21 protein-coding genes and 1 pseudogene are annotated in these 23,686 nt (G+C 68.3%); 15 read left to right on the top strand and 7 right to left on the bottom strand.

Going from position 1 to position 23,686, the window contains the following annotated elements:
• Nucleotides 1–34: 34 nt before the first annotated feature.
• Nucleotides 35–805 carry a MauE/DoxX family redox-associated membrane protein gene (locus FU658_RS05345; RefSeq protein ID WP_222708359.1) on the top strand — a complete coding sequence of 257 codons (771 nt, stop codon included), beginning with the start codon at nt 35–37 and terminating at the stop codon, nt 803–805.
• Here FU658_RS05345 and FU658_RS05350 read toward each other — a convergent pair.
• The gene (locus FU658_RS05350; protein ID WP_147891141.1) at nt 750–1,604 is read right to left on the bottom strand and encodes a TlpA disulfide reductase family protein; all 855 of its coding nucleotides are present in this window, start codon (nt 1,602–1,604) and stop codon (nt 750–752) included. The genes FU658_RS05345 and FU658_RS05350 overlap by 56 nt on opposite strands.
• Nucleotides 1,601–2,980, bottom strand: coding sequence for an MBL fold metallo-hydrolase (locus FU658_RS05355; protein ID WP_147891142.1), 1,380 nt, complete (start codon nt 2,978–2,980; stop codon nt 1,601–1,603). The genes FU658_RS05350 and FU658_RS05355 overlap by 4 nt, the downstream gene beginning before the upstream one ends.
• An 82-nt stretch (nt 2,981–3,062) precedes the next feature.
• Between FU658_RS05355 and FU658_RS05360 the strand changes: the two genes are divergently transcribed.
• From FU658_RS05360 to FU658_RS05395, 8 genes are all read left to right on the top strand, one after another.
• Nucleotides 3,063–3,476 carry a YidH family protein gene (locus tag FU658_RS05360; protein ID WP_222708360.1) on the top strand — a complete coding sequence of 138 codons (414 nt, stop codon included), beginning with the start codon at nt 3,063–3,065 and terminating at the stop codon, nt 3,474–3,476.
• A 99-nt stretch (nt 3,477–3,575) separates the two neighbouring features.
• On the top strand, nt 3,576–4,829 hold the full coding sequence (locus FU658_RS05365) for a sensor histidine kinase (protein ID WP_187265939.1): 1,254 nt from the start codon (nt 3,576–3,578) through the stop codon (nt 4,827–4,829).
• Nucleotides 4,822–5,598: a LytR/AlgR family response regulator transcription factor gene (locus FU658_RS05370; protein WP_187265940.1), complete on the top strand. Its 777-nt coding sequence runs from the start codon at nt 4,822–4,824 to the stop codon at nt 5,596–5,598. The genes FU658_RS05365 and FU658_RS05370 overlap by 8 nt, the downstream gene beginning before the upstream one ends.
• A 44-nt stretch (nt 5,599–5,642) precedes the next feature.
• Nucleotides 5,643–6,035 (top strand): hypothetical protein, encoded by a 393-nt coding sequence (locus FU658_RS05375; RefSeq protein WP_147891144.1) that lies wholly within the window; start codon nt 5,643–5,645, stop codon nt 6,033–6,035.
• A 114-nt stretch (nt 6,036–6,149) separates the two neighbouring features.
• Entirely contained in the window at nt 6,150–7,499 is a 1,350-nt protein-coding gene (locus FU658_RS05380) for an amidohydrolase family protein (RefSeq protein WP_147891145.1), read from the top strand.
• Between the two features lie 143 nt (nt 7,500–7,642).
• Nucleotides 7,643–7,966: a hypothetical protein gene (locus FU658_RS05385; protein WP_147891146.1), complete on the top strand. Its 324-nt coding sequence runs from the start codon at nt 7,643–7,645 to the stop codon at nt 7,964–7,966.
• Nucleotides 7,967–7,993: 27 nt separating this feature from the next.
• Nucleotides 7,994–8,599, top strand: a complete 606-nt coding sequence (locus FU658_RS05390) for a YdeI/OmpD-associated family protein (protein ID WP_147891147.1) — start codon at nt 7,994–7,996, stop codon at nt 8,597–8,599.
• 350 nt (nt 8,600–8,949) lie between these two features.
• A complete protein-coding gene (locus FU658_RS05395; RefSeq protein ID WP_147891148.1) occupies nt 8,950–11,226 on the top strand; it encodes an alpha/beta hydrolase family protein in 2,277 nt (758 codons plus the stop codon).
• A 22-nt stretch (nt 11,227–11,248) separates the two neighbouring features.
• On the opposite strand, the gene FU658_RS05400 is transcribed toward FU658_RS05395, so the two are convergent.
• The 4 genes from FU658_RS05400 to ypfJ all read right to left on the bottom strand — a co-directional run bounded on the left by FU658_RS05400 (nt 11,249) and on the right by ypfJ (nt 16,869).
• Nucleotides 11,249–11,758 carry a hypothetical protein gene (locus FU658_RS05400; RefSeq protein ID WP_147891149.1) on the bottom strand — a complete coding sequence of 170 codons (510 nt, stop codon included), beginning with the start codon at nt 11,756–11,758 and terminating at the stop codon, nt 11,249–11,251.
• A gap of 87 nt (nt 11,759–11,845) precedes the next feature.
• Nucleotides 11,846–13,225 carry a DUF3999 family protein gene (locus FU658_RS05405; RefSeq protein ID WP_147891150.1) on the bottom strand — a complete coding sequence of 460 codons (1,380 nt, stop codon included), beginning with the start codon at nt 13,223–13,225 and terminating at the stop codon, nt 11,846–11,848.
• The gene (locus tag FU658_RS05410) at nt 13,222–15,906 is read right to left on the bottom strand and encodes a DUF2339 domain-containing protein (protein ID WP_147891151.1); all 2,685 of its coding nucleotides are present in this window, start codon (nt 15,904–15,906) and stop codon (nt 13,222–13,224) included. Before FU658_RS05410 ends, FU658_RS05405 begins: the two co-directional genes overlap by 4 nt.
• Nucleotides 15,907–16,020: 114 nt before the next feature.
• On the bottom strand, nt 16,021–16,869 hold the full coding sequence (ypfJ, locus tag FU658_RS05415) for a KPN_02809 family neutral zinc metallopeptidase (protein ID WP_147891152.1): 849 nt from the start codon (nt 16,867–16,869) through the stop codon (nt 16,021–16,023).
• A 235-nt stretch (nt 16,870–17,104) separates the two neighbouring features.
• On the opposite strand from ypfJ, the gene FU658_RS14695 reads away from it, so the two are divergent.
• Genes FU658_RS14695 through FU658_RS05430 form a run of 4 tightly spaced genes read left to right on the top strand, consistent with a single transcriptional unit; the run spans nt 17,105 to nt 18,575 of the window.
• Complete coding sequence (locus FU658_RS14695) at nt 17,105–17,245, top strand: hypothetical protein (protein ID WP_222708361.1); 141 nt, start codon at nt 17,105–17,107, stop codon at nt 17,243–17,245.
• Complete coding sequence (locus tag FU658_RS05420; protein ID WP_147891153.1) at nt 17,233–17,967, top strand: SDR family oxidoreductase; 735 nt, start codon at nt 17,233–17,235, stop codon at nt 17,965–17,967. The genes FU658_RS14695 and FU658_RS05420 overlap by 13 nt, the downstream gene beginning before the upstream one ends.
• A 37-nt stretch (nt 17,968–18,004) precedes the next feature.
• Nucleotides 18,005–18,232 carry a ChaB family protein gene (locus FU658_RS05425; RefSeq protein ID WP_147891154.1) on the top strand — a complete coding sequence of 76 codons (228 nt, stop codon included), beginning with the start codon at nt 18,005–18,007 and terminating at the stop codon, nt 18,230–18,232.
• A gap of 52 nt (nt 18,233–18,284) precedes the next feature.
• Nucleotides 18,285–18,575 carry a hypothetical protein gene (locus FU658_RS05430; protein ID WP_147891155.1) on the top strand — a complete coding sequence of 97 codons (291 nt, stop codon included), beginning with the start codon at nt 18,285–18,287 and terminating at the stop codon, nt 18,573–18,575.
• A gap of 45 nt (nt 18,576–18,620) precedes the next feature.
• Here FU658_RS05430 and FU658_RS05435 read toward each other — a convergent pair whose 3' ends face one another.
• Entirely contained in the window at nt 18,621–20,729 is a 2,109-nt protein-coding gene (locus FU658_RS05435) for a catalase (protein WP_147891156.1), read from the bottom strand.
• 455 nt (nt 20,730–21,184) lie between these two features.
• On the opposite strand from FU658_RS05435, the pseudogene proB reads away from it, so the two are divergent.
• A pseudogene (gene proB / locus FU658_RS05440) lies at nt 21,185–22,303 on the top strand (glutamate 5-kinase); the annotation flags it as partial.
• 101 nt (nt 22,304–22,404) lie between these two features.
• Nucleotides 22,405–23,667 carry a glutamate-5-semialdehyde dehydrogenase gene (locus tag FU658_RS05445; protein WP_147891158.1) on the top strand — a complete coding sequence of 421 codons (1,263 nt, stop codon included), beginning with the start codon at nt 22,405–22,407 and terminating at the stop codon, nt 23,665–23,667.
• Nucleotides 23,668–23,686: the final 19 nt, after the last annotated feature.

The following is a 23,686-nucleotide window of genomic DNA, read 5'->3' on the forward strand; positions in this document are numbered from 1 at the left end:
GTAGAGTCGGGGGGCACCGCAGGGAGACGTTGTGATGGGTCGACAGCAGGGCGAGGGCGCCAGGCAGGCGAGCGTGCATCGGATGGTGATGCCCGGCCACGTATGCCCCTATGGGCTCAAGGCCGTGGACCTGCTCAGGCGCAAGGGCTACCAGGTGGACGACCACCACCTCACCTCGCGCGAGCAAACCGAGGCGTTCAAGCGCGAGCATGACGTGGAGACCACGCCGCAGGTCTTCATCCAGTCGGAGCGCGTCGGGGGCTATGACGCGCTGCGCAAGCATTTCGGCCTGGAGGTGGTCGAGGAGGGCGACACCACCTACCGCCCGGTCGTGGCCCTGTTCGTCGTCGCCGCGCTGCTCGGGCTGTGCGTGAGCTGGGTGGCGTTCGGCACGGTCCTCACGATTCGCAGCGTGGAGTTCTTCGTCGCGATCGCGATGACGCTGCTCGGGCTCCAGAAGCTCAAGGACGTCGAGTCCTTCAGCACGATGTTCCTCAACTACGACCTGCTGGCCAGGCGCTACGTGCCCTATGGCTACTTCTATCCCTACGCGGAAACCGCCGCAGGGCTGCTGATGCTTGCAGGCGTGCTGATCTGGGTGGCGGCACCGCTTGCGCTGTTCATCGGAAGCGTAGGCGCGGTTTCGGTGTTCAAGGCGGTCTACATCGACAAGCGCGAGCTCAAGTGCGCCTGCGTGGGCGGCGACAGCCAGGTGCCGCTGGGATTCGTGTCGCTGACCGAGAACCTGATCATGGTGGCGATGGCGGTGTGGATGCCGCTGAGGATGTTCGTGCTTTCACATTGAAGCGCTGCTGCAGCGTGTGGGCCAGGGCGGCCTCGGTCAGTTCGCCCATGTGTGTGTCGGCAAGGCGGCCATCGGCATGGAAAAACAGGGTCGTTGGCAGTCCCCGGGCGCCGACCTCCTGCATGACCCGCGAATACGGGTCGAGCAGCATGTTCTCGAAGGACAGTCCGGACTGCTCGAGGTAGTTTAGGACCTCGATGGGAGACTCGCCCTGGTTGACCAGCACGAAGTTCACCCCTGGGAATCGATGTTGGGCGGCGGCCAGCACCGGCATCTCGCGGCGGCACGGGGGGCACCAGGTGGCCCAGAGGTTCACCACCATCGGTCGCCCGGTGTATTCGTGCAGTTGAACGGGGGTGTGGTCCAGGAGGGACAGCTCGGCCTCGGGCATCTGGACCATTGATCGCTGCAGCATCAGTACCGTGCCCGCCAGGAGCGCCCACGCCGCGATTCCAGCCATGAAGCCGATCAGCACCGGCTTGCGCAGAACCGGCTTGGCGCGCAGGCGCCAAAAGGCGAGCGCCAGGCCGGCCACGATGCCGACCCAGGGAATGAAACCGCCGTCGCCTATTCTCAGGATCGACCAGGGAGCCTCGAGGTAGGACTGCCACCACAGCAGCACGAAGCCCACGCGTGCCGCCACCAGGCCCACCAGCAGCGCGTCGGTGACGTGCGATGCCACCTCCGACCACGGGCGGGGCACGAGGCCGCGTGCAAGGCGCGCGCCGACGGCAACGGCAATGGCCGCTGCGGCCAGGACGATGAAGAGGACGAGGGGAAGGGGACCGGCGCTGATCACGCCTCCGAGCGGTCCAGCATCGAGCAGTCCAGCGCCTCGCACGCAGCCATCGAGCCGAAGGCATTGGCGACGTCCTCGAAGCCGTGTGCCTTGAGGATCGATGCGGCCACGATCGCGCGCTGGCCGCTGCCGCAGAAGGTGACCACGGGCATGTTGCGGTCCAGTTGGCCGATCTCATCGGGCAGATGGCCGAGGAAAACGTGCCGGGCGCCCTTGAGCCGCACTTTCCTGAATTCAGTGATCTTGCGAACGTCCAGCAATGTGAATTCCTCGCCTTGCTCCAGCCTTGCGTTGAGTGCGCCTGCGTCGATGGCATCGACACTGCCGTAGTCGCGACCGCTGCTTTGCCAAGCGGTCAAGCCGCCCTTGGCGTAGCCGGCGATCGATTCGAACCCCATCCGGATGAGATGTCGCACGGCGAGGTCGAGCTCGGTCTGTGTGTCGGTAAGCAGGACAAGTTCCCTTCCGTACTCGAGCAGGTAGCCGCCATAGGCGGGCAGCAGGTCCAGTGGAATCGACAGGCTGCCGGGAATGAACGAGGACGCGAACGCCTCGGGGCTGCGAAGGTCGAGCAGCAGGGCGCCGGACTCCGTGCGCTTCGCCACCTCGCCGGCACTGAGTGGGCGAGGCACGGGAAGCGGCCCGAGCAGCGGTGGGCCCTCGAGGTTGTACTCCTCCATCTTCTTGAAGTACCTGGGCTGGTAGTGGTGCTCCTCCATTTTCTTGCGGACGAAGCGCTCGCGGTCCTGCACCTGCAGCATCGGGCTGTGCGCACGCTCGTGGCCCAGCGTGGAGAACTCGCGCGAAGCCATGTTCTCTCCGCAAACCGAGCCGGCGCCGTGGGCGGGGTAGATCAGGGTCTGGTCGCCCAGCGGCAGCAGCTTGTTGAACAACGTGTCGTAGAGTGCCTCGGCCATCTCGCGCTCCCGACCCGACACGAGATCGGTGCGACCGACATCGCCGATGAAGAGGGCGTCGCCGGTGAACACGCCGACCGGGGTGTCGCCCTGGTTGCTGTCGCGCAACACCAGCGAGATGCTCTCCGGGGTGTGGCCGGGGGTTTCGAGGATCTCGAGCCTGAGTGCACCGCATTCGAAAGTGTCGCCTTCCGTGACACTGTCGCCATAGCCGAAATCCAACGCGGCGCCATGGTGGATGCGGGCGCCGGTCAGGCGCGACAGCTCCAGGGAGCCGATGACATAGTCCTCGTTGCGGTGGGTCTCGAAGATGCGGGTGATGTGCACGCCCTGGCTTGCGGCGATGTCGACATAGACCTGGCAGTCGCGGCGCGGGTCGACGACGAAGGCCTCGTTGCCGTCGCCGAAGATCCAGGACAGGTGTGCCAGGCCTTCGGATTTGATCTTCTTGAGGAACATGTCCATCTCCTTTGGCAACGCCGGTAAGCCAGCAGGCAGGCGGGTCCGGATCCACTTTAGCTATCGCCGGCGTTAAGCTGCTGTGGAAACCCTGGAATGCAGAACTCGGAAGGAATCCCGGATGAGCACGAACGGAGGAACGGAAAAAGCCGGGGCCGACCGGACCGACCTGGCGGAAGACCGCACTCGGCTGGCCATCGAGCGCACCTTCGCAGGATGGATGAGGACCTCGATGGCGATGGTGGTGCTTGCGTTGGGCCTGCGTGCGCTGATGCGCAACTTCGAGCCGGACTGGATCCCGAAACTGGCGGGCACCGCACTGATTTTCGCGGCTGCAATCGTGGCGGTTTCCGGTTGGCGCCGCGCGATCGCCGTACTGGGCCGCCTCGAGTCCCATGTGACGGAGTCGACCCCGAACGGGTGGTTCAGCGTGGTCGCGGGGCTTGTCATCGCTTCCTACGCGGTGATTGCCGTGCTGATCTGGCTCGCGTTCTAGGCCGATCCGTCGCGTTATCCGGGGTTTCGTCGCAAACGGGGCGAAATGGCTTCCGGTGCTGGGTATGCTCGATCGCAATCCCAAGCTGGTGGCCCCATCGTGATCAAGAGCCTTGTCTTCGTCCTGCGCATCAGCCTCGCCTGGTTGCTGGCGGTGGTGCTGTTCTCGGCGCTGTGGTCGGAGCTGCCCGGGCTGGGCCGGCTGGAATGGCCGGTGGCGCTGGCAGGCACGCTGACGATGGCGCTGGTGGTGGCCGGCGCGATTTCCCATCTCGGGCGCGTGCACCTGGTGGCGGGGCGCATCGACAAGGAGGCGCTGGCCAACCGGCAGCGCCGTCTGGTGGAGATTCCCCTGGAGGCCGGCGAGGCCTTCGACCTGGTGGAGGCGGCGATCCGGGAGCTGCCGGGCGTGTCCGGCGTGGAGAGCGCCCGCGACAGCCTGCAGGTGCGTGCCCTGGTGGCGCGCGAGCAGAACTACGACCGACACCCGCTGGGCCGGTGGAACCCGCTGCTGTGGTTCGGCATTCCGCGCAACCGCATCCAGGCCACGGTGACGCCGGGGGATGACAGCGGCAGCGTGACGCTGATCTGCGAGCCCGAAACCCCCGCCTGGAGCGACTGGTTCCTGGTCGATGACGCGACCAACTTCGAGAACGCCGAGGCGATCACCCGGGCGCTGAGCCGACGCGTGGCCGAGCGCCGCCGCGGCGAAAAGGCCGAGGCGGCACAGACCGCCACGGAGAAGGAGCTGACCGTGGCCAAGCTGAGCCTGCTGCATGCGCAGGTCGAACCACACTTCCTCTACAACACGCTGGCCAGCGCCCAGCTGCTGGTGCGCAGCGACCCGCCCCGCGCGGAGGAGATGCTGGGCCACCTGATCCAGTACCTGCGCCATTCGCTGCCGCGCACCGACGACGAACTGTCCACGCTGGGCGTGGAGCTCGAACGCGCCCTGGCCTACCTGGAGATCCTCCGCATCCGCATGGGGCCCCGTCTTGCGGTGCAGGTGGACGTACCCGAGTCCCTGCGCACGACGACGCTGCCGCCGATGATGCTGCAGACGCTGGTCGAGAACGCGATCAAGCACGGGCTGGAGCCGCGCACCGCAGGCGGCACCGTGTGGATCCGCGCCCGACGCGCAGACGGCATGGTGTCGATCACCGTGGCCGACGATGGCGAAGGCCTCAGCACGAAGAATTCCGGCACCGGCATCGGCCTGAAGAACGTGCGCGAGCGCCTGCGGCTGGTCTATGCCGGGGAGGCGTCGCTGGCCGTGGTGGCGAACTTCCCGACCGGCGTGGCCGCGACGATCATCGTGCCGGCGCACGATGCCAAGGAGACTGCACATGTCTGATCCGATCCGCACCTGCGTGGTGGCCGAGGACGAGGCCCTGTTGCGCGAATCGCTGCTGGCGCAGCTGCGCACGGCGTGGCCGGCGCTGCAGGTGGTGGCCGAATGCGAGGATGGCGCCAGCGCCCTGGAGGCGATTGCCGAACACCGCCCCGACGTGGCCTTCCTCGACATCCGCATGCCCGGTTTGACCGGTCTGGAGGTGGCGGCTGGCGCGGCCGAGGCCAGTCCGTCCACACAGGTGGTGTTCGTGACGGCCTACAACCAGTACGCAGTGGATGCGTTCGAGCGCGGCGCCATCGACTACCTGCTCAAGCCGATCGCGCCTGACCGGCTGGCGGCCACCGTGCAGCGCCTGCAGGCACGCACGGGGAACCTCGATGCGGCGACCCTGGCGGCGCTGGTGGAACGCCTGGGGCCGGCGCGCAGGGCCGACGATGCGCCGCCGCCACTGACCTGGCTGACCGCGATGGCGGGCCGTGAAACCCGCCTGGTCCTGGTCGACGACGTGGCCTATTTCCGGGCCGACAACAAGTACACCACGGTGATGACCGCCGAGGGCGAGGCGCTGCTGCGCACGCCGATCAAGGAGTTGCTCGAGCGCCTGGACCCGGCGATGTTCAAGCAGATCCACCGCTCCACGATCGTCAACCTCAAGGCCGTGGCCGGCGTGGTGCGCGACGAGAGCGGTCGCGGCACCGTCCGGCTGAAGAACCGACCCGAGACACTGGCAGTCAGCCAGCCCTTCATGACCCTGTTTCGCCACATGTAGCCTTCGCCGGGCCCGGCCCGCGCAGGTCTACCGGAGAGTGACCCGTGAACAGATTGATCGCGCTTTTCTATTTCGTCCTGTCGCTGGTGGGCCTTGATGTCGGTGGCAGCAGCTTCGAGCATCGCGCCACCGCCAACGGCACCGACGTGCTGCTCAGCCGAGCCCACGTGCAGGCCGGGGTGGCACGCTTCGACTGCGTGCACAGCGCCAGCGGCGAATGCCACTACATCGTGCTGCCCAAGGCCTGCGCTGCGACCGATGCGGTCGACCCACCCGACGGCTGCGCGCAGGATCCCATTGCCCGCTTCACGCTGGCGCAGGGCGAAAGCCACCAGGTGAGCGGCCTGCAGAATTTCCGCCTGTGCGTGGGGCCAGCGTCCGGGCCGGCGGGCGAGCAATGCCAGTCCGCCTCGGCCGGCGCCGATCGCAACGGTTGAAGCTGGAGCGGCGCGTCGAAGTGCCTTGGCTGTTCGTCCACGGCCGTGACCTCTGGCACTGCGTACCGGCGGGACCAGGGAGTTGGATGGGAGTTTGATCAACGGGAGTTCGCCATGCGTGCCGTCGTGCTGGTTCTTGGTCTGATGCTGGCCCCTCTCGCCGGGGCTTCCCCGATCGCCTTCACCGGTGTGAACGTGGTCCCGATGGACGAGGAGCGCCAGCTCCCCGACCACACCGTCGTGGTGGACGCCGGCAGGATCGTCGCCGTGGGTCCGGTGGGCGAGGTCGAGGTGCCTGAAGGGGCCAGGGTGGTCGATGGCCGGGGCCACTGGCTGATGCCGGGGCTGGCGGAAATGCATGGGCATGTACCGCCTGTCGCGCAGGCAGCCGCGCTGGACAACGTGCTGGACCTCTTCCTGGCCAATGGCGTGACCACGGTGCGCGGCGTGCTCGGCGAGCCCGGCCATCTGGCGCTGCGCGATTCGCTGGCCTCCGGTGAACGCCAGGGACCGCGCCTTCTGACCTCCGGTCCCTCGCTCAACGGCAACACGGTGGGCAGTCCGGAGCAGGCGGTGGAGCTGGTGGAGGCCCAGAAGGCGGCGGGCTATGACCTGGCGAAGCTGCATCCGGGCCTGACGCTCGAGAACTTCGACGCCATCATGGAGGCAGCGAACAGGGTTGGATTGCCCGTGGTGGGCCACGTGCCGGCGGCAGCCGGCATCGAGCATGCCCTGTCGATGGGGATGGCCTGCATCGAGCACATGGACGACTACGTGCGCGGGCTGGTGCCCGAGGACCGGCCGGAGCGGACGGCCAGCCCGGGCTTCTTTGGCCTGGATGCCGCGATGGCTGCCGACCGCGCACGCATTCCGGTGCTGGTGGAAGCCACCCGCTCCTCCGGGGCGGCGATCAGTCCGACCGAAACGCTGATGGTGTCCATCCTCGGGTCGACACCCGCGGAGGAGATGCTGGACTGGCCCGAGATGAAGTACGTCGCCCCCGCGACGAAGGCACAGTGGCAGGCTTCGCGTGCGGGTGCGCAGTCCGCGCAAGGCTTCAGTCGCGAGCGTGCGGACCGGTTCCTGCAGTTGCGCCGGGAATTGCTCAAGGCGCTGCACGATGGTGGCGTGCCGATCGTGCTGGGTTCGGATGCACCGCAGGTGTTCAACGTGCCGGGCTTCTCCGCGCACAGGGAAATGGCGCTGATGGTGGAAGCGGGGCTGACTCCGTTCCAGGCGCTGCGCACGGGCACGGTGGAAGTGGCGCGCCACATCGGCGCGGAAGGCCATCGCGGGGTGGTCGCGCCGGGAATGGCGGCCGACCTGGTGCTGCTCGGCGCCGACCCGCTGGCCGACATCGCCAACGCCGGCCGCATCGAGGGAGTGATGGTGGCCGGCCGCTGGTACGACCGCGCCGACCTCGATGCACGCCTGGCGCGGGTCGAGCAGGCCGTCGGCGAGTGATCGCCGGTCCCGACGGCCGATGCCTCCGCAGGAGGGCAGCGAGCCGGTGGGTGCTTCCCCGAGCCTGACCGATGGCGCGCCATTGACGCCCTGCCCATGATTCCCCACGCTGGCTCAGGAGCCTGAGGACAGGGAGACCCCGGATGGGAAAGCGAGGACACATCCTTGGCGCCGCGGTGCTGGGCGTCGTGCTGGCGCTGGCCTGGGGAGGGCTTGTCGAGAGGCCCGTCCCGGGAAGCCCACCGACCCAGTGGACCCAGGCGCTTGGCAACGCGCCTGTCGCGGTGAACCAACGCCCCCGTGAAACACCGCCGACCGTAGCGCCGGCGGAACAGCGCGACCCTGCTTCGGACGAGGATGGCTGGATCGGCTGGGCCTTGCTGGTCGGCATCCCGGCGCTGATCATTGTCTGGATATTCGGTCGACGCAGGCGATTCCGCCGCGGGCCCGACCGCGACCGCGACTGAACCCCGAATTCGTCCGGAGTCACTGCCATGCCGAGCACCAGCGCGAAGATCGACGCCTACATCGCGAAGTCCTCCGACTTCGCCAAACCCATACTCGAGGAGCTGCGCCAGCGGGTGCATAGCGCCTGTCCGGAGGCGGAGGAGACGCTGAAGTGGAGCGCGCCGAGCTTCACCTACAAGGGAAAGATCCTGGCCGTGATGGCGGCCTTCAAGCAGCACGTGGCCTTCAACCTGTGGCACGGCGCGAAGGTGGTGGGCGACGACGCGCAAGCGGCCGAGGGCATGGGACAGTTCGGGCGCCTGCAATCGGTGAAGGACATCCCGGGAAAGCGCATCATGGCGGGCTACATCCGCGATGCGATGAAGCTCATCGACGCGGGCGAAACCAAGGGCGGCACGAAGGCGGCCAAGCCCAAGCCGGCAGTCGTGCCGCCTGACGACCTGCTGTCCGCGTTGGAGGAGAATCCGGCCGCCAAGGCGACGTTCGACGCCTTCCCGCCGGGCAAGAAGCGCGACTACGTCGACTGGATCGTGGAAGCCAAGCGCGAGGACACCCGCCAGCGGCGCCTGGCCCAGGCGGTGGAATGGATGGCCGAGGGCAAGGCCCGGCACTGGAAGTACGAAAACTGTTGAGCCGTCCCCAGAATGAACGGGCGGACCTGGCCCGTTCAGCCTCAAATCGCCAGCAGGGCCGGTATGATGCGGGCGGGGTGCGACGACCCTCGGGAGGGGCGTCGCAGAAGACAGGGGAACCCGCTGGAGCGGGACTTGGGGAAAATCATGGGTTTGATCTGGAAGTGCGGCGTCGCGCTGCTGCTGGTCTTTTTTGCGGGCAGCGTGGAGGCACGGCTGCGCGCCGTGGCCCCGGGACAGGTGCCCGAGCTGCGCGAGGACGAAGGGCTGGTCGTCGTGGCGGTCGACACGAACGTCGACCTGTACCGGGTGCGGCTGATGCGCAACGGCGACTCTTCGGGTCGGGCTCCATGGACGACCTCAAGGAGGGCCACAACTACGCCCTCTACATCGCCACGGCCGGCGACTACGAGTGGGTCGACCTGTGGCCGGTGCGCCAGGTGAAGTACGAACTGCGCAAGGACCCCGAGTTCCGCTTCAGCGTGGCGCCCGGTGCCATCACCTATCCGGGCGACCTGCTGTTCCGTCCGTCCTCGCTGTGGCGGGCGCAGATGCTGGTGTACAACCGCGGCCTGGCCGCGATGGACTGGCTCGACGAGCACCACCCCCAGCTGCTGGCGCGCCACGGGATGGTGTATTCCGGCCATTACCCAGATCCGTTCCCGGCGTTCTACCTGGAAGAACGCGGCAAGCTGGGCACGCACAAGCCGGCTGCCGAGGTCACGTTCCGCGCACCGCCCGAACCCGGCGAGCTTCCGCTTGCGGTTGAAACGCTGTTCCGCCCCGACCGCATCGTCAGCGTCGAGCTCAACCCGCGCGGCGACCTGCTGGCCATCCATGTCCGCGAGAGCGACGACGAATGGGCGATCGAGCTGGTCGACCTTCGTGCGGGGACCCTGACGGTGATGGCGACCAGCGTGCGACGCTTCGTGCGCATGCAGTGGTCGGGTGACGACAAGCTGCTGGTGGCCGCCCAGCCCCGGCGCCAGGCGCCGATCACATCGTTGATCCGGATCGAGGAAACGGCCGACGGCGGCCGCAGCTTCAGCCAGAAGCGCTTGCCGGTGGGCATGGTGGTGCATTTCCTGCCACGTGAGCCCAACCACATCCTGTATGCCTCGCAACTGCGCCGAAACAGCAGTGGAACGGGCGGCGGCATGATGGTGCATCGCATGGACATTTCCAGCGACGCGGCCATCGACGCGTTCAGGTCGACCATGAACACGCGTTTGAACGCGGGATTGCGGGACGATTCGCGCTGGCTGTTCGATGGCGAGGGCAGGCTGCGTGCGGCGGTGGTGCAGCGCGACGACGAGGCCTTCCTGGTGCACGGCCAGGAGCACGACTTCCAGGATGTGATGAAGCTGTCCGGTGACCGCGACCTCGATCCGGTGGGCCTGTCCTACGATGCCAGCAGGATCTACGGCATCACCGACCGCGACCGCGAGCAACGCGAGCTGGTGGCCTTCGACGTGGCGTCTCGTCAGATCACCGAAACCCTGTTCTCGCGCGAAGGCAGCGATGTGGTCGGCGTGCTGTGGGACGACCGGCAGGAACCGATCGGCGTGTCCTACTACGAGGGCGGTCGGCTGGTGAACGAGTATTTCACCGAGGCCGACAACACGCTGGAGCAGCGTCTGCGGCAGGCGTTTCCGGGCCGCACGGTATCGATGACGGCACGCAGCCGGGATCGGCAGCAGGTCATGCTGTGGGTCGATGGGGGTGACCAGCCGCTGCAGCTTTTCCACGTGGACGTGGCCCAGGGCCGGGCCAGCCTGGTGGCCGACGACCTGCCCTGGCTGGAGGACACGGTCTTCGCCCCGACCGAGGTGGTGTCGTTCACCTCGGCCGATGGATTGGCGATGGAGGCCTTCCTGACCTTGCCGGAGGCCGCGGGCAAGCGGCCACTGATCGTGTTTCCGCATGGTGGACCGGTGGGCGTGGCCGATACCCTCCACTTCAATCGCGAGGTCCAGTTCCTGGCTTCGCTGGGTTACGCGGTGCTGCAGGTGAACTTCCGCGGCTCGGCGGGCTACGGGCGCGCATTTCGCGAGGCGGGCATGCGCAACCACGGCACGCTGATCGAGGACGACATCGATGCCGCCATGCAGCACGTGCTGGCACGCTTTCCCCTCGATGAGACGCGCATGTGCGCGATGGGCACCAGCTACGGTGGGTATTCGGCGCTGATTTCGTCGATCCGCTGGCCCGGGCGCTTCAAGTGCGCCATATCGATGGCCGGTGTCAGCGACCGCATCCTGTTCTATACCGCCAGCGACGGTGGCCGCAGCGAGCAGGGCCGCGAGTTGCTGGAGCGTTTCATCGGCAATCCGAAGACGGACGAGGCCGAAATGCTGGCCGTGTCACCGCTGTACCAGTTCCGTGAACTCAACGTGCCGGTGATGCTGGTGCATGGCCGCGAGGATCGGCGCGTCGACTTCGAACACAGCCATCGCCTGCTGCGGTTGCTGGACATGGCCGGGCGCACGCCGGTCGGCTCGTGTTCGACGAGGAGGGACACGGGTTCGGCGACGTCGACAATGTCCATGCGATCTGGCGCGGCGTGGCCGGGTTCCTGCGCGAACACCTGGATTGACGGCCGCTCGGGTGCCCGAGCAGGGTCGTGAGCTTCGGCCTTCGGTTGACCGGCTAGTGGAGCAGGTCGCCGATGTCGTTGTCTTTCCAGGGCTCGGGCAGGCTTGACTGCTCGCACAGGCGTGCGCGGACCTCCCAGCCTTCTTCGTTGGTGCGTTCGAAGCTGGTCGGGCTGGTGATCCGCCAGGTCGACTGGCTGTCGACGACCCATGCGCGTCCGCCCTCGCTGACTTCACAGCTCTCGTGCACCTGCCATGTGTCGGAGGCGATCTGCAGGACCTGCTGGAAACTGCACAGGTCGCGCGAGCCGCTGATGGCTGCGCCACGGAACAGCAGCAGCGAGGCTGCGGAGGCTTCGCCGCAGGCCACCTCGGGGTGGACGTAGAAGCCGCGCTTCAATGGAAGATGCGCGGCGCCATTCTGGCCCACGCGCGGCGCCTGCCCCTCGGGGGACCCTGCACCCCGGGGCGGATCGATGGACGCGATGGCCGAAGCGCCGGTGCCGAGGGCTGCGCCGAGGACGACGAAGGCCGCGCATTTCTTCAGCTGCTGGAAATCGCACATGAGCCGTCCTCCCTGGTCCTACTCCCGGAACGTACCGACCGTTGCCGGAGGGACAGCGCTGCATGCAGGAGAAGGGGCCGGAGCGGGCTATTGGCCGCGACGCGGTGCCCGCAGCAGCCCGAATGCCAGCCACGCGACCAGAAGGCTGCCCAGGACCAGAATGCTCCACATGACCCAGTGGCTGTAGCGCCGGGGCTCCCGCCCGGGCTCGAGCGCCGCAGCGCCTGCCAGCGCGGCGGGCACACCCAGCCTGGCTTCGCTTGCGACCCAGTCGGCGCCGTAGCGCTGGCGCTGGGCGGCCAGCATGTCGTCCATCGGGGCATCGGCACGGTAGCTCCGCGCGCTGCCCGCGACGAGCGAGTAGGGCTTTTCCCCGCGCGAAAGGAACACCAGGGTCTCCGGCGTGTAGCCGAGCCGGATCTCCGGCGCCTCGTCGATCCGACCGTCGCTGGTCAGGCGCCACTGGGTATGGCGCGTGGGCGAGCGCAGGGTGATGGCGGGCGAGTGGCTCTCGCCTTGCGCGTCGCGCAGCCGGTAAGCCACGGTGCCCGTGTCATGGGTAAGCCAGCGGTCACCGTCGCGATCGCGGCTCTGCAACTGCCAGCGCTGCGCGGTGTTGGGACGCGGCCACACCTGCACCGCACTGACCGGATAGCGGCCCGGACTGGTGAAGACCACGCTGGCCTGCCCGTCCTCTTCCACCACCCGGCCCTGCAATTCCACCCATTGCCGGTCGGGTGGGGACAGCGGCGAGGCCAGCCCCCCGCGGACCGCGCTGATCCGCAGCGGCCTTTGGCCACCCGCGTGACGCAGGCGCAGGTAAGGCGCACTGCCGGCGCGCGAGAGTTCGATGCGCCTGCGCTCGATGCGCATGCCCTGGTTCGCCAGGTCGATGAGGCGGGCCGTCGTTCCGTCCGGCTGCCAATCGTCGAGGTCGTTGCTGTGCTCGACGACGAAGCGCGCATCGATGGGTTCCGCCTGCGGCGGCCAGTCCAGTTCGATCCAGGTCAAGGCGGCGCCGGCCTGGCTGGCGTCGATCAGCAGATCGGTCGTTTCCGGGGCGCGGGTGCCGGCCTCGAGCACTTCGGTTTCCACCTGTTGCACGCGGGCATCCGGGCCGGTGCGGGTGACCACGCGCCAGCGCTGGGAGGCGGCCGAAGCCGGTGCCGGCGGGATGGGAAACCACGGCAGCTCGACCGTGGACGCAGCGGTGTCGTCGAGCGAGCGGTGCGCGACCAGCGTGGCGGGTTGCAGGTCGCCGTCGGCATCCATGACGGACACGTCGCGCAAGGCGGGGTCGATCGCTGTTTCATAGACGCTCGCGTCGAGCACCACCCGGTATACGCCACTGTCCTCGCGCTCCACCGACAGCGGCCATCGCTTCGCGAACGCAGCGTCCTCCGCCATCGCGGGTGCCGCGAGCATCGCAAGCGTGATTGGGACGACCAGCCAGGCAGGTCTTTTCACGAGGCCTCCGGTGCGGTGGCGGTGGGGGATGTCGGCGGCCGGGGCGGTGCCGGCGCGAAGTAGCCCACTGCCGTGCACAGCAGGCCGTAGCCGATGAACGAGGCGATGCCGGCCAGGTTGCCCAGGTGCTGGCGGTCCACCAGCACCAGCTTCACCAGCACCACGCCCATGAGGACGGCGCCGGCCAGCCAGACGGCGCGCTGGCCGCGCCGCGACCCGAGTATCCACGCGGCCACGCCCAGCACGCTCCACAGCAGCGTGAGGCTGGACTGTGCGACCGCCGTGCGCAGCATGGCTTCGCTCCACGGGATGCCGGCGAAGTGATGGACGCCGCGCAGGGTCATCATGCTGAGCGTGATGAACAGCACGGCGGGAAGGATCGCGCTGCGGCGCTCGTGCAGCGCAGGCGGGGCCAGTCCGGACCACAGCCAGGCGGCGAGCAGGCCGACCAGGCCGGCGCTGGCCAGTTCCACCGGATTGAGCAGCGGGACGTGGGGCAGGGGCTGGCTGCCACCGGGGTGGGTCAGCAGCGAGAGCCACACGATGCCGGCGATGCCAAGCACCACCGAGGCCAGCTGCGGCTGCCACAGCGCCACGCGGTGCCGTAGCGGTACGCCGATCCAACCAGGCGCGAACAACACGCCGGCCAGCACGGCCATCCACGGCAGGGCGAACGCCGCCGGTTGCCAGCCACTGCCTGGCGCCAGCAGCGAGGCTGCGTGCGTGAGGCCCAGCGACACCGCCAGGGCCCAGCCCAGCAACCACAGGCCCAGCGCCCAACGGACCGCCGGGGCGGGCGCGTCGCGCAATGCCGCCAGGGCAAAGACACCCAGGGCGAGATGCGCCATCCATGCCCATGCCGCATGGCCGTGGAAGGGGTGGGGCAGCAACTCCATCTGACCCAGGGTGGCCAGCACCACACCGGCCAGCAGCGCCACGGCCGTCCAGGGCAGTGGCCCGAACGTGCTGCGCCGCAGGGCGAGGCCCAGCAGCCCCAGGCCGAGTGCCAGCCAGGCAAGCCACAACGTGGCGTGATGCGGTGCCGCGGCGAAGCGGTCGATCTCCGTGGCACCAGCGAACGTCCACCAGGCCAGGCCCCACAGGTAGAACCACAGCGCCGCGGTGTCCCGTTCGGCCTGTCGGCAGCTCCATGCGCTCGCCAGACCGGCCGCGCTCAACAGCAGGGCGCCGATGAAACCGGGGTTGAGCCAGGGCGCTTCATTCATCGTGGCACTGAAGCCGACCAGCAGGGCCAGTGCCGCCAGCATCTGCAGCGCGACGCCGGACCACAGCGGCAGGCGCCGCCCCTGGCGCAGTCCCAGCCAGACCAGCGCCGCACCCTCGAGCGCGAACACGCTGGCCGTGGCGCGCGCCGACAATGCCAGCGGTACGGCCAGCGTGGCGAAGCCCGCGCCCAGGACGGCCCAGGACTCCGCCAGTGGCGTGTAACGCTGCCTGCGAAACAGCGTCCACGCCAGGCCCACGTAGAGCAGGGCCAGGCCCAGGGCTGCGAACGCCAGTGGCATGCGCTGTCCGTCCAGCAACCCGGCCAGCAGGGCGAACGAGACCAATGGGTTGCCGAACACGAGGCAGCCGTCGACCAGGTCGCGCCGAAGCGCGCCGCGACGCCGCGCGTAGAGCAGCGGGATGACGAGATAGAGCGCGAAGAACAGGACCAGGAAAGGCAGGGTGCTGGGAAGGTGTTCGGGGCGGTAGGCCAGCACGCCCCAGGCCACGCCGATGCCGAAGGTGAACGCGAAGCCCATGAGGTTGAGTGCACGCCAGGGCCGCAGCCACGCGATCGCCAGGATGCCGAGGTTGAGCAGGGCGTAGTAGCTGAAAAGCGCGACGTGGCTGCCTTCCCCGGTCGACACCAGCACCGGTGTCAGGAAGCCGGCCAGGATCGCCAGCACCGCCAGCGCCCTGGCGTCCTGCCGTACCGCCAGCACGCCGGTGCCGGCCACGAGGACCAGGCTGATCGCGAAGGCCGCCCCGGAGGGAATCAGCCCGAAGACGCGGAACGCGGCGAACACGGTCATCAGCAGGATGCCGATGCTGCCGCCCTGGAGGCTGAGCGCAAAGCTGCGTCGGCGTTCGCGCTGCTGCCAGCCCCATGCCAGCCCGGCGGTGGCGGCCAGGGCGATGCCGGCCAGCCTGAGCTCCAGCGGCAGCGTCATCCAGCCCTGGTCGCTGGCGTACTTCAGCAGCGCCGCGACCCCGGCGAACAGCACCAGCATGCCGATCTTCACCGGTACGTTGCCCTCGGTGAACCAGCGCCGCACGAACCGCGTCGCGGTGTCGAACATGCCCGGTTGCGACGGCCCCGAGGGCCGTTGGCGTGGCGTCGGAGCAGCCTCGGGTCCGCGAGGGGCGGCTGCGGGCGCCGGGCCTTCGGGCGTGGCAGGCGTATAGGCCGCTGAAGGGCTGGCGGCAGGGGGCGCAGGGGTCTCGCTGGTGCGGGGCGAGACACCCTCCGCGGCAACCGGACGCACGGTGGCGGGCTGAGCCCGGGGCGCGGCGGGTTCCGGTCGCGAGGCCGGGTTCGCCGCGCGCAGGCTGCGCAGCTCCAGTTCCAGCGCCCGCGTCCGCCCGCGCAGCGATCCCAGCTGCACCAGCACCACCAGCAACAGTACCGGTACCGACACGACAGCCAATACCAGGATGACGACGATGCTTTCCATGGGCCCCCACGCTCCGACCGCCGGCTCCCCCCGGCAGGTGAAGCTTACACAGCCGTTCCGGGCGTCGCTTGCCCCGTCGGCCGCGCATCGCGGGGGGCCGGGCGGGGTCCGGCGCTAGACCTCGGGCGCGGCGAAGGTGTCGCAGCGGGCCGGGTCGCCGACGTCGAAGCCGGTACGGAACCAGCGCACCCGTTGCTCGGAGCTGCCGTGGGTGAACGTATCCGGCACGATGGTGCCCTGCGACTGCCGCTGCAGCGCGTCATCGCCGATGGCGCTGGCGGTGGCCAGGGCCTGCTCGATCTCGCCCGGCTCGAGCCAGTCGTGCCGGCGCTGCGCGTGATGCGCCCAGACGCCCGCGTAACAGTCCGCCTGCAATTCCTGCCGCACCAGCAGGCCCTGTTCGCCGGACACGTTCTGCCCGCGGCTGCGGGCCTGGTTCACGCGCTGCGATACACCGGTGAGGTTCTGCACGTGGTGACCCACCTCGTGGGCGATCACGTAGGCTTCGGCGAACTCGCCACCACCACCGAGGCGACGCTCCATCTCACGGAAGAAGCCCAGGTCGATGTAGACCTGCTGGTCGGCGGGGCAGTAGAAGGGGCCGACCGCCGCATTGGCGCTGCCGCAGGCCGACGTGACCCGGTCGTTGAACAGCACCAGCCGGGTCGGGGCATAGCGGCTGCCGTTGCGTTCGAACAGCATGGCCCAGACGTCCTCGGTTTCGCCAAGGATGGAGGCGATGAACTCGGATGCCTCGTCGTCGATGGGAGCCGAGGTCGTGGTCGTCGACGGGCCCTGCACCTGGCTGAGCAGACCCAGCATCTCCAGCGGGTTCTTACCCAGGACGAGGCTGATGAGCACCACCACCACCACGCCGCCGATCCCGATGCCGCCGATGCTGCCGGCACTGGCCCCGCGTCGATCCACCACGTTCTCGCTCTTGCGCGCACGACGCCATTTCATTGCTGGTCTCCAGGGGGCATGGCCGCCCCTCGGGGTGGCATGCAGGGTAGTCAACGTGGAATACGGACCCGACCAGCCGTTCGGGCAGCCTGCAGGGAATTGAGGGCCCCACGCTGCATCCTGCAATGCCGGGAGGCGTCGTCGCACGGTGGAACCGGCATCCTGCGGGAGGGCTGCAGGCTGGCACGTGTGCTGCATGGTGCTTTTCGAACCAACGCTACAAGCGAGGCGCACGATGTCCAGCAAGCTCGACCCGAACCAATCCGGCCAGACCCAGCCCCGCCAGCCGGGGCGCGAGTCACGGATGGATCCCGAACCGCTGACCATCCGCGGGGACTATGCGGCAAGCGGGCGCTCGAGGGAATGGTGGCGCTGATCAGCGGTGGCGACAGCGGGATCGGTCGGGCCGTCGCGGTGCACTTCGCCCGCGAGGGGGCCGACGTGGCCATCGCCTACCTCGAGGAGGATGCCGATGCCGAGGCCACGCGTGACATGGTGCAGGACGCCGGACGACGCTGCGAACTGATCCGGGGCGACCTGGGTGACCCGGCTCACGCCAGGTCGGCGGTCGAGCGGACCGTCGACAAGCTCGGGAAGCTCGACATCCTGGTCAACAACGCCGCCGAGCAGCACCCGGTCGATGCCCCCGAGGACGTCACGCCGGAGCAGGTCGAGAAGACCTTCAGGAGCAACGTGTTCGCCTGCTTCCACCTGATCCAGGCCGCGCTGGAGCACCTCGGCGAGGGCGGAAGCATCATCAACACCGGGTCGGTGACCGGTGCGCGCGGCCACGCCGAATTGCTCGACTACGCCTCGACCAAGGGAGCGATCCAGGCGATGACGTTCTCCTACGCGCAACGCCTGGCCGAGCGTGGCATCCGCGTGAACGCGGTGGCGCCGGGTCCGATCTGGACACCGTTGATCCCCGCCACCTTCGACGAGGACAAGGTGGACAAGTTCGGGAACAACACGCTGATGAAACGTGCGGGTCAGCCTGCGGAGGTGGCGCCGGCCTACGTGTTCCTCGCCAGCCAGGACGCCTCCTTCATCACCGGGCAGATCATCCACGTCAACGGCGGTGGCCACGTCAGCGCCTGAGCCCAGTCCTCATCCAGTCCATCCAGGGAGGCCGGACATGCCCTACGACACGATTTCACAACTTCCCGATGCCGTGCGCGACAACCTGCCCAAGCACGGGCAGGAGATCTACAAGAAGGCGTTCAACAGCGCCTGGGACGAGTACGCCGACCCGGATGATCGACGCGGAGACGATTCCCGCGAGGAGGTGGCCCACAAGGTGGCCTGGTCCGCGGTGAAGAACGAGTACGAGAAGGACGCCGACGGACGCTGGCAGCGCAAGTGAAGCCAGTGGGAACGGCCCACTCCCCCCACTTTCGATGAGATGAGGAATCCGCATGGACATGCTGCGCGTACGTATATCCGGGCCCCGGTCGGTCGTCGACCAGCTCGTCTTCCTGCTCGGTGACATCCAGGGCGTCGAACGCGTCGAGGTGATCGACGACCTGATGCCGCACATGGATGACGAGGACTCCAGTTCGGCTGGTCTCGCCGAGAACCAGGGCGACGAGGTGGCCCAGGTGGAGATCGAGGCCGAGGACGAGGCCACGCTCGTGCGGGCCCGGGACCTCGCGTTCGAGGGCGCGCGTCGGGCTGGCCTGGCCCTGGAGGTCGTCGAGGAGTTCTGAATCCGACCCCGCGGGCGGTGCTCGCCGCCCGCGGGGCCGGGGCATTCAGGCCAGCAGCCTGAGCTTCGGCTCGCGATCCCACTGGCGGGTCTTGGCGGCCTTGATGAAGCCCTTGGTGTCGGAGGCCTTCACCACGCCGGCATCGGGGTCGATGCCGCCGGCATCCAGCACCGCCTTCGCGCCGGCGTCGAAGGCGATCGCCTTGAGGTGGCCGAACGCGTCGCGCACGAAATCCACCGCCGCCGCTTCGCGTGCCAGCTGCTTCCCCGCCTTCTCCGACAGCACGACCGCGACGGCATCGAACACGGTCGAGGGCGTGCCGGCGAGCTGGCCGTCGGCGGGCATGCGCTTGCCGTCCGACAGCTTCGCGCCACCGAGTTTCGGCGCCACGATCTTGACCATGGCGCCGGCATCCGCGGCCGCCTTCTTCAGGGCCGACACGGCACCGGCGTCGGACCCGTCGTCGACCAGTATCCCGACGGCACGCCCTTCGAGCGTCGACTTCATGCGCCCGATGATCTGCAATGCGGGCGATTCGGGCATGTCGTGCGGCTTGAACTTCGCCGGCGGAGCCGGGGGCAGGGCATCCATGCCCAGGCCGTCCGCGACCCGCTTGGCCAGCCCCGGGTCGACATGACGCAGGTGGCCCACGATCGCTTCGCGCACGTGGGCGGTACCGACCTTGGAAAGTTCGAAAACCAGCGCCGAAGCCATGTGCGCCTGCTCGATGCTGGTCTGGCTACGGAAGAACAGCCGGGCCTGTGAGTAGTGGTCGGCGAAGCTCTCGGGCCTGACGCGTCCCTTGCCGGCGTCCTCGCTGCGCGTGGCGTGGTGGCGATAGCCTTCCTTCGCTTCCCGTGGCGCATCGGACTGCAGGGAACTGGGCTCGTAGTTCACCCGGCCCTTGGGCACGTTCATCTGCATGTGGCCGTCGCGCTGCAGGTTGGCGAACGGACACTTCGGCGCGTTGATCGGGATCTGGTGGAAGTTCGGGCCACCAAGCCGCGACAGCTGCGTGTCGAGGTAGGAGAACAGTCGCCCCTGCAGCAGCGGATCATTGCTGAAGTCGATGCCCGGGACGATGTTCGCAGGGCAATAGGCCACCTGTTCGGTCTCGGCGAAGAAGTTGTCGGGCCAGCGGTCCAGCACCATGCGACCGATCATCGTCAACGGAACGACCTCCTCCGGGATCAGCTTGGTCGGGTCGAGGTGGTCGAAGTCGAACTCGTCGGCTTCCTCCTCCGTGAACAGCTGCACGCCGAGCTCCCACTCCGGGTATTGGCCGGCCTGGATCGCCTCGAACAGGTCGCGGCGGTGGAAGTCGTTGTCGGCCGCCTGCAGCTTGAGCGCCTCGTCCCATACCGTGGACTGGATGCCGAGCTTCGGGCGCCAGTGGAACTTCACGAAGGTGGAGTTCCCCTTGGCGTCGAGCAGGCGGAAGCTGTGCACGCCGAAGCCTTCGATGGTGCGCAGCGAACGCGGGATCGTCCGGTCGCTCATCGCCCACATGATCATGTGCATGGCTTCGGGCGTGAGCGAGATGAAGTCCCAGAACGTGTCGTGTGCGCTGCCGGCCTGCGGGAAGCCGCGGTCGGGCTCCATCTTCACCGAGTGCACCACGTCGGGGAACTTCATCGCGTCCTGGATGAAGAAGACCGGGATGTTGTTTCCGACCAGGTCCCAGTTGCCTTCCTTGGTGTAGAACTTCACCGCGAACCCGCGCACGTCGCGTGGCGTGTCGACCGAGCCGGCCCCGCCTGCCACGGTGGAGAAACGGGTGAACACCGGGGTCTTGACGCCAACCTCGGTCAGGATCTTCGCGGTGGTGTACTTCTTGAGCGACTTCGTCAGCTCGAAATAGCCGTGCGCCGCCGAGCCGCGGGCGTGGACGATGCGCTCGGGAATGCGCTCGTGGTCGAAGTGGGTGATCTTCTCGCGGAGGATGAAATCCTCCAGCAGGGTGGGGCCGCGCGGCTCGGGCCGCAGGGAGTTCTGGTTGTCGGGCACCGGGATGCCCTGGTTGGTGGTGAGCGGCGGATGCTTGCCCGACGCCTTGCGATGGAGTTCGCCACCATTTCCGATGCTGTCGGATCCCGACGTGCCTGGGCCGGCGGACTTCTTCGTCGACGTGCCGGGTGCCTTGCGACTGGCCATGCGCTCGCTCCTTGCGATTGGGGGGACTCCCCATCGTCTCCACCGGTCCGTTAACTCGCCGTGCAAGTCGCAGCCGGCGAGCGCCCGATCTCATGGTGCAGCGCGGCATGCCGGTGCCTCTTTCCCAGCGGGGCATCCCAGCCCCGGCTGGCCTGCAGGTGCCGGAAATGTTAGGCTTCCGGCCATGTTCGATTCGTTCGAAATGCAGACCGCATCTGCATCGTAGTCCCGGACAGACCGCAGGCTCGCCATTGCCGAGCCCCGAGATGCGTCGCTAGACCCGGTGAGGGGTCGCAACGCAAGGCCGCGGTCTCCCGCCTCCGGGATCCGACTCCAAAATTCAATGCGAGGGCGATCCGTAGCGCTCGACAAGGACGTTTGGCTCGGCCAGGGGATGCTGCGCTGCATCATCTCCAGCCCTCCCTCCATGCAACTCCAGGGGAGATATCCGCACCATGACTTCAGCTTTTCCCGCACAAACCCTTCCGCGCTGGCGGCGAGCCGTGATCAAGGTGGGCAGCAGCCTGTTGAGCGATGGCCAGGGCGGGCTGGGCAAGCAGAATGCAGCGGCGCTGGCCAGCCTGATCTCGCGCTTCCATGCGCAGGGTCGCGAGGTGCTGCTGGTGTCCTCCGGGGCGGTGGCCGCCGGACGTGGCCTGGCCGCCAACGCCGGAGGTGACCTCGGACAGCGCCAGGCGCTGGCGGCTTTGGGCCAGGTGCCGATGCTGTCGCTTTGGCAGGGCCTCGTGGAACGCCCCGTCGCGCAGGTCCTGTTGAGCCACGACGACCTGTGCAATCGCCGACGCTACCTCAACGCCCGCTCCACGCTGTGCGAGCTGATGAAGCTCGGGGCGCTGCCGATCGTCAACGAGAACGACACCGTGGCGATCGACGAACTCAAGCTGGGCGACAACGACAACCTGGCCGCTGCCGTGGCCACGCTGGTCGGGGCGGACATCCTGATGATCGCGACCGACATCGAGGGCCTCTACACCGGGCACCCCACCCGCGACCCCGAGGCGCGGCCGGTGCCGCGGCTGGAGGAGATCACCCCCGAGGCGATGCTGATGGCCCAGGGTGGGGCGGGTTCGCTCGGCACCGGTGGCATGTACACGAAGCTCGAGGCGGCCATCAAGGCCGCGGCCGCGGGCATCGACACGGCACTGTTCTGCGGCCACGACCACGAGACCGTGGCGGCGCTCGGCGAGGATCGCCTGCGTGGCACCTTCATTCCCGCCCATGGCGAGCGCCTGGATGCGCGCAAGCTGTGGCTTCGCCATACCCCGCCCAGCGGCGGTGCGATCCGGGTCGATGATGGCGCGGTCGAGGCCCTGCTGGAGCAGGGTGGATCGCTGCTTCCCGGTGGGGTGGTTGCCGTGGAGGGCGACTTCACCACGATGGCGATGGTCGACGTGCTCCCGAAGCATGGCCACGGGCGCATCGCCCGGGGCCTGGTGCAATACCGCTCCGACGACCTCAAGCGCATCGTTGGCCTGCACAGCAGCGAGATCGAGCCGGCGCTGGGCTTCAGCAACTGCGAGTCCGTCATCCGTCGCGAAGACATGGTGCTGCTCAGCGAGGCGGCTGCCGCACCCACGCCGGAGCTCTTCATGGCCTGCATGACCGGCCCCGCACGCCCGGAGCGCACCCCCGACACCCTACTGGAGACCGTCCGATGACAGGTTACGTACGCAATCTGGCCGAGCGCGCGCGCTTGGCCCAGCGCGAGATCGCCGCGCTTGATTCACCGTCCCGCGTGGCGCTGCTCGAGGCCATGGCCGATGCCGTCGATGCGGGCCGCCAGGACATCCTCGACGCGAACGCGAAGGACATGTCCCGGGCCGAAGGCAAGGGCACCCAGGGGGCGATGCTGGATCGCCTGAAGCTGGATTCCGCGCGCGTGGACGGCATCGTCCAGGCCTTGCGTGAGGTGGCGCAGTTGCCCGATCCGGTGGGCGAGGTGACGCGCAGCGAGGAACGCCCCAATGGCCTGCGGGTGGAGAAGGTGCGCATCCCGCTCGGCCTCATCGCGATGATCTATGAGGCACGCCCGAACGTGACGGCCGACGCGGCGGCGCTCTGCCTGCGTGCCGGCAACGCGGTGCTGCTGCGGGGCGGCTCGGAGGCCTGCGACTCCAATGTCGCCATTGCGCGCTGCCTGCACCGCGCGCTCGAGTCCCGCGGCCTGCCCCCCGAGGCGGTCTCGCTGATCGAGGACACCGGGCGCGAGCATGTGCTGGAGCTGCTGCAACTCAGTGACCTGATCGACCTGGCGATTCCACGGGGTGGCGAGAAGCTGATCCACTTCGTTGCCGAGAACGCACGCGTGCCGGTGATCAAGCACTACAAGGGCGTGTGCCACCTTTACGTGGACAGGGCCGCCGACCCCGACGTGGCCACCCGCCTGGCCATCGACGGCAAGCTGTCGCGCCCCGGCGTGTGCAATGCGCTGGAGACGATGCTGGTGCATGCCGACATGGCGGCCGACTGGCTGCCCACGGCGCTGGCCGGACTGGCATCGCGCGGTGCCGAGATCCGTGGCTGCGAGAGGACGCGCAAGGCATTTCCCGAAGCCCGGGCTGCCAGTGACGCGGATTGGGATGCGGAATACCTTTCGCCGATCCTCTCGGTGCGCGTCGTGGATTCGATCGAGGACGCGATCGCCCACATCCAGCGGCATACCTCCGACCATACGGAAGTGATCGCGACCGCGGACGACCAGGCTGCCGAGCACTTCATCCGCGCCGTGCGCAGTTCGGCGGTGTCGGTGAATGCCTCATCGCGCTTCAACGACGGCGGCGCACTCGGGCTGGGTGCGGAAATCGGGATCTCCACGACCCGCCTGCACTCCTACGGCCCGATGGGCCTGGAGTCGCTGACCATCGAGCGCTACGTCCTGCGCGGGCAGGGCCACGTGCGCCATCCCGACCTGCAATAGCGGCTTGCCGGGGCTGCAC

This window comes from Alkalisalibacterium limincola, from assembly GCF_008017755.1.
In the GTDB taxonomy this organism is placed as follows: Bacteria; Pseudomonadota; Gammaproteobacteria; order Xanthomonadales; family Xanthomonadaceae; genus Alkalisalibacterium; species Alkalisalibacterium limincola.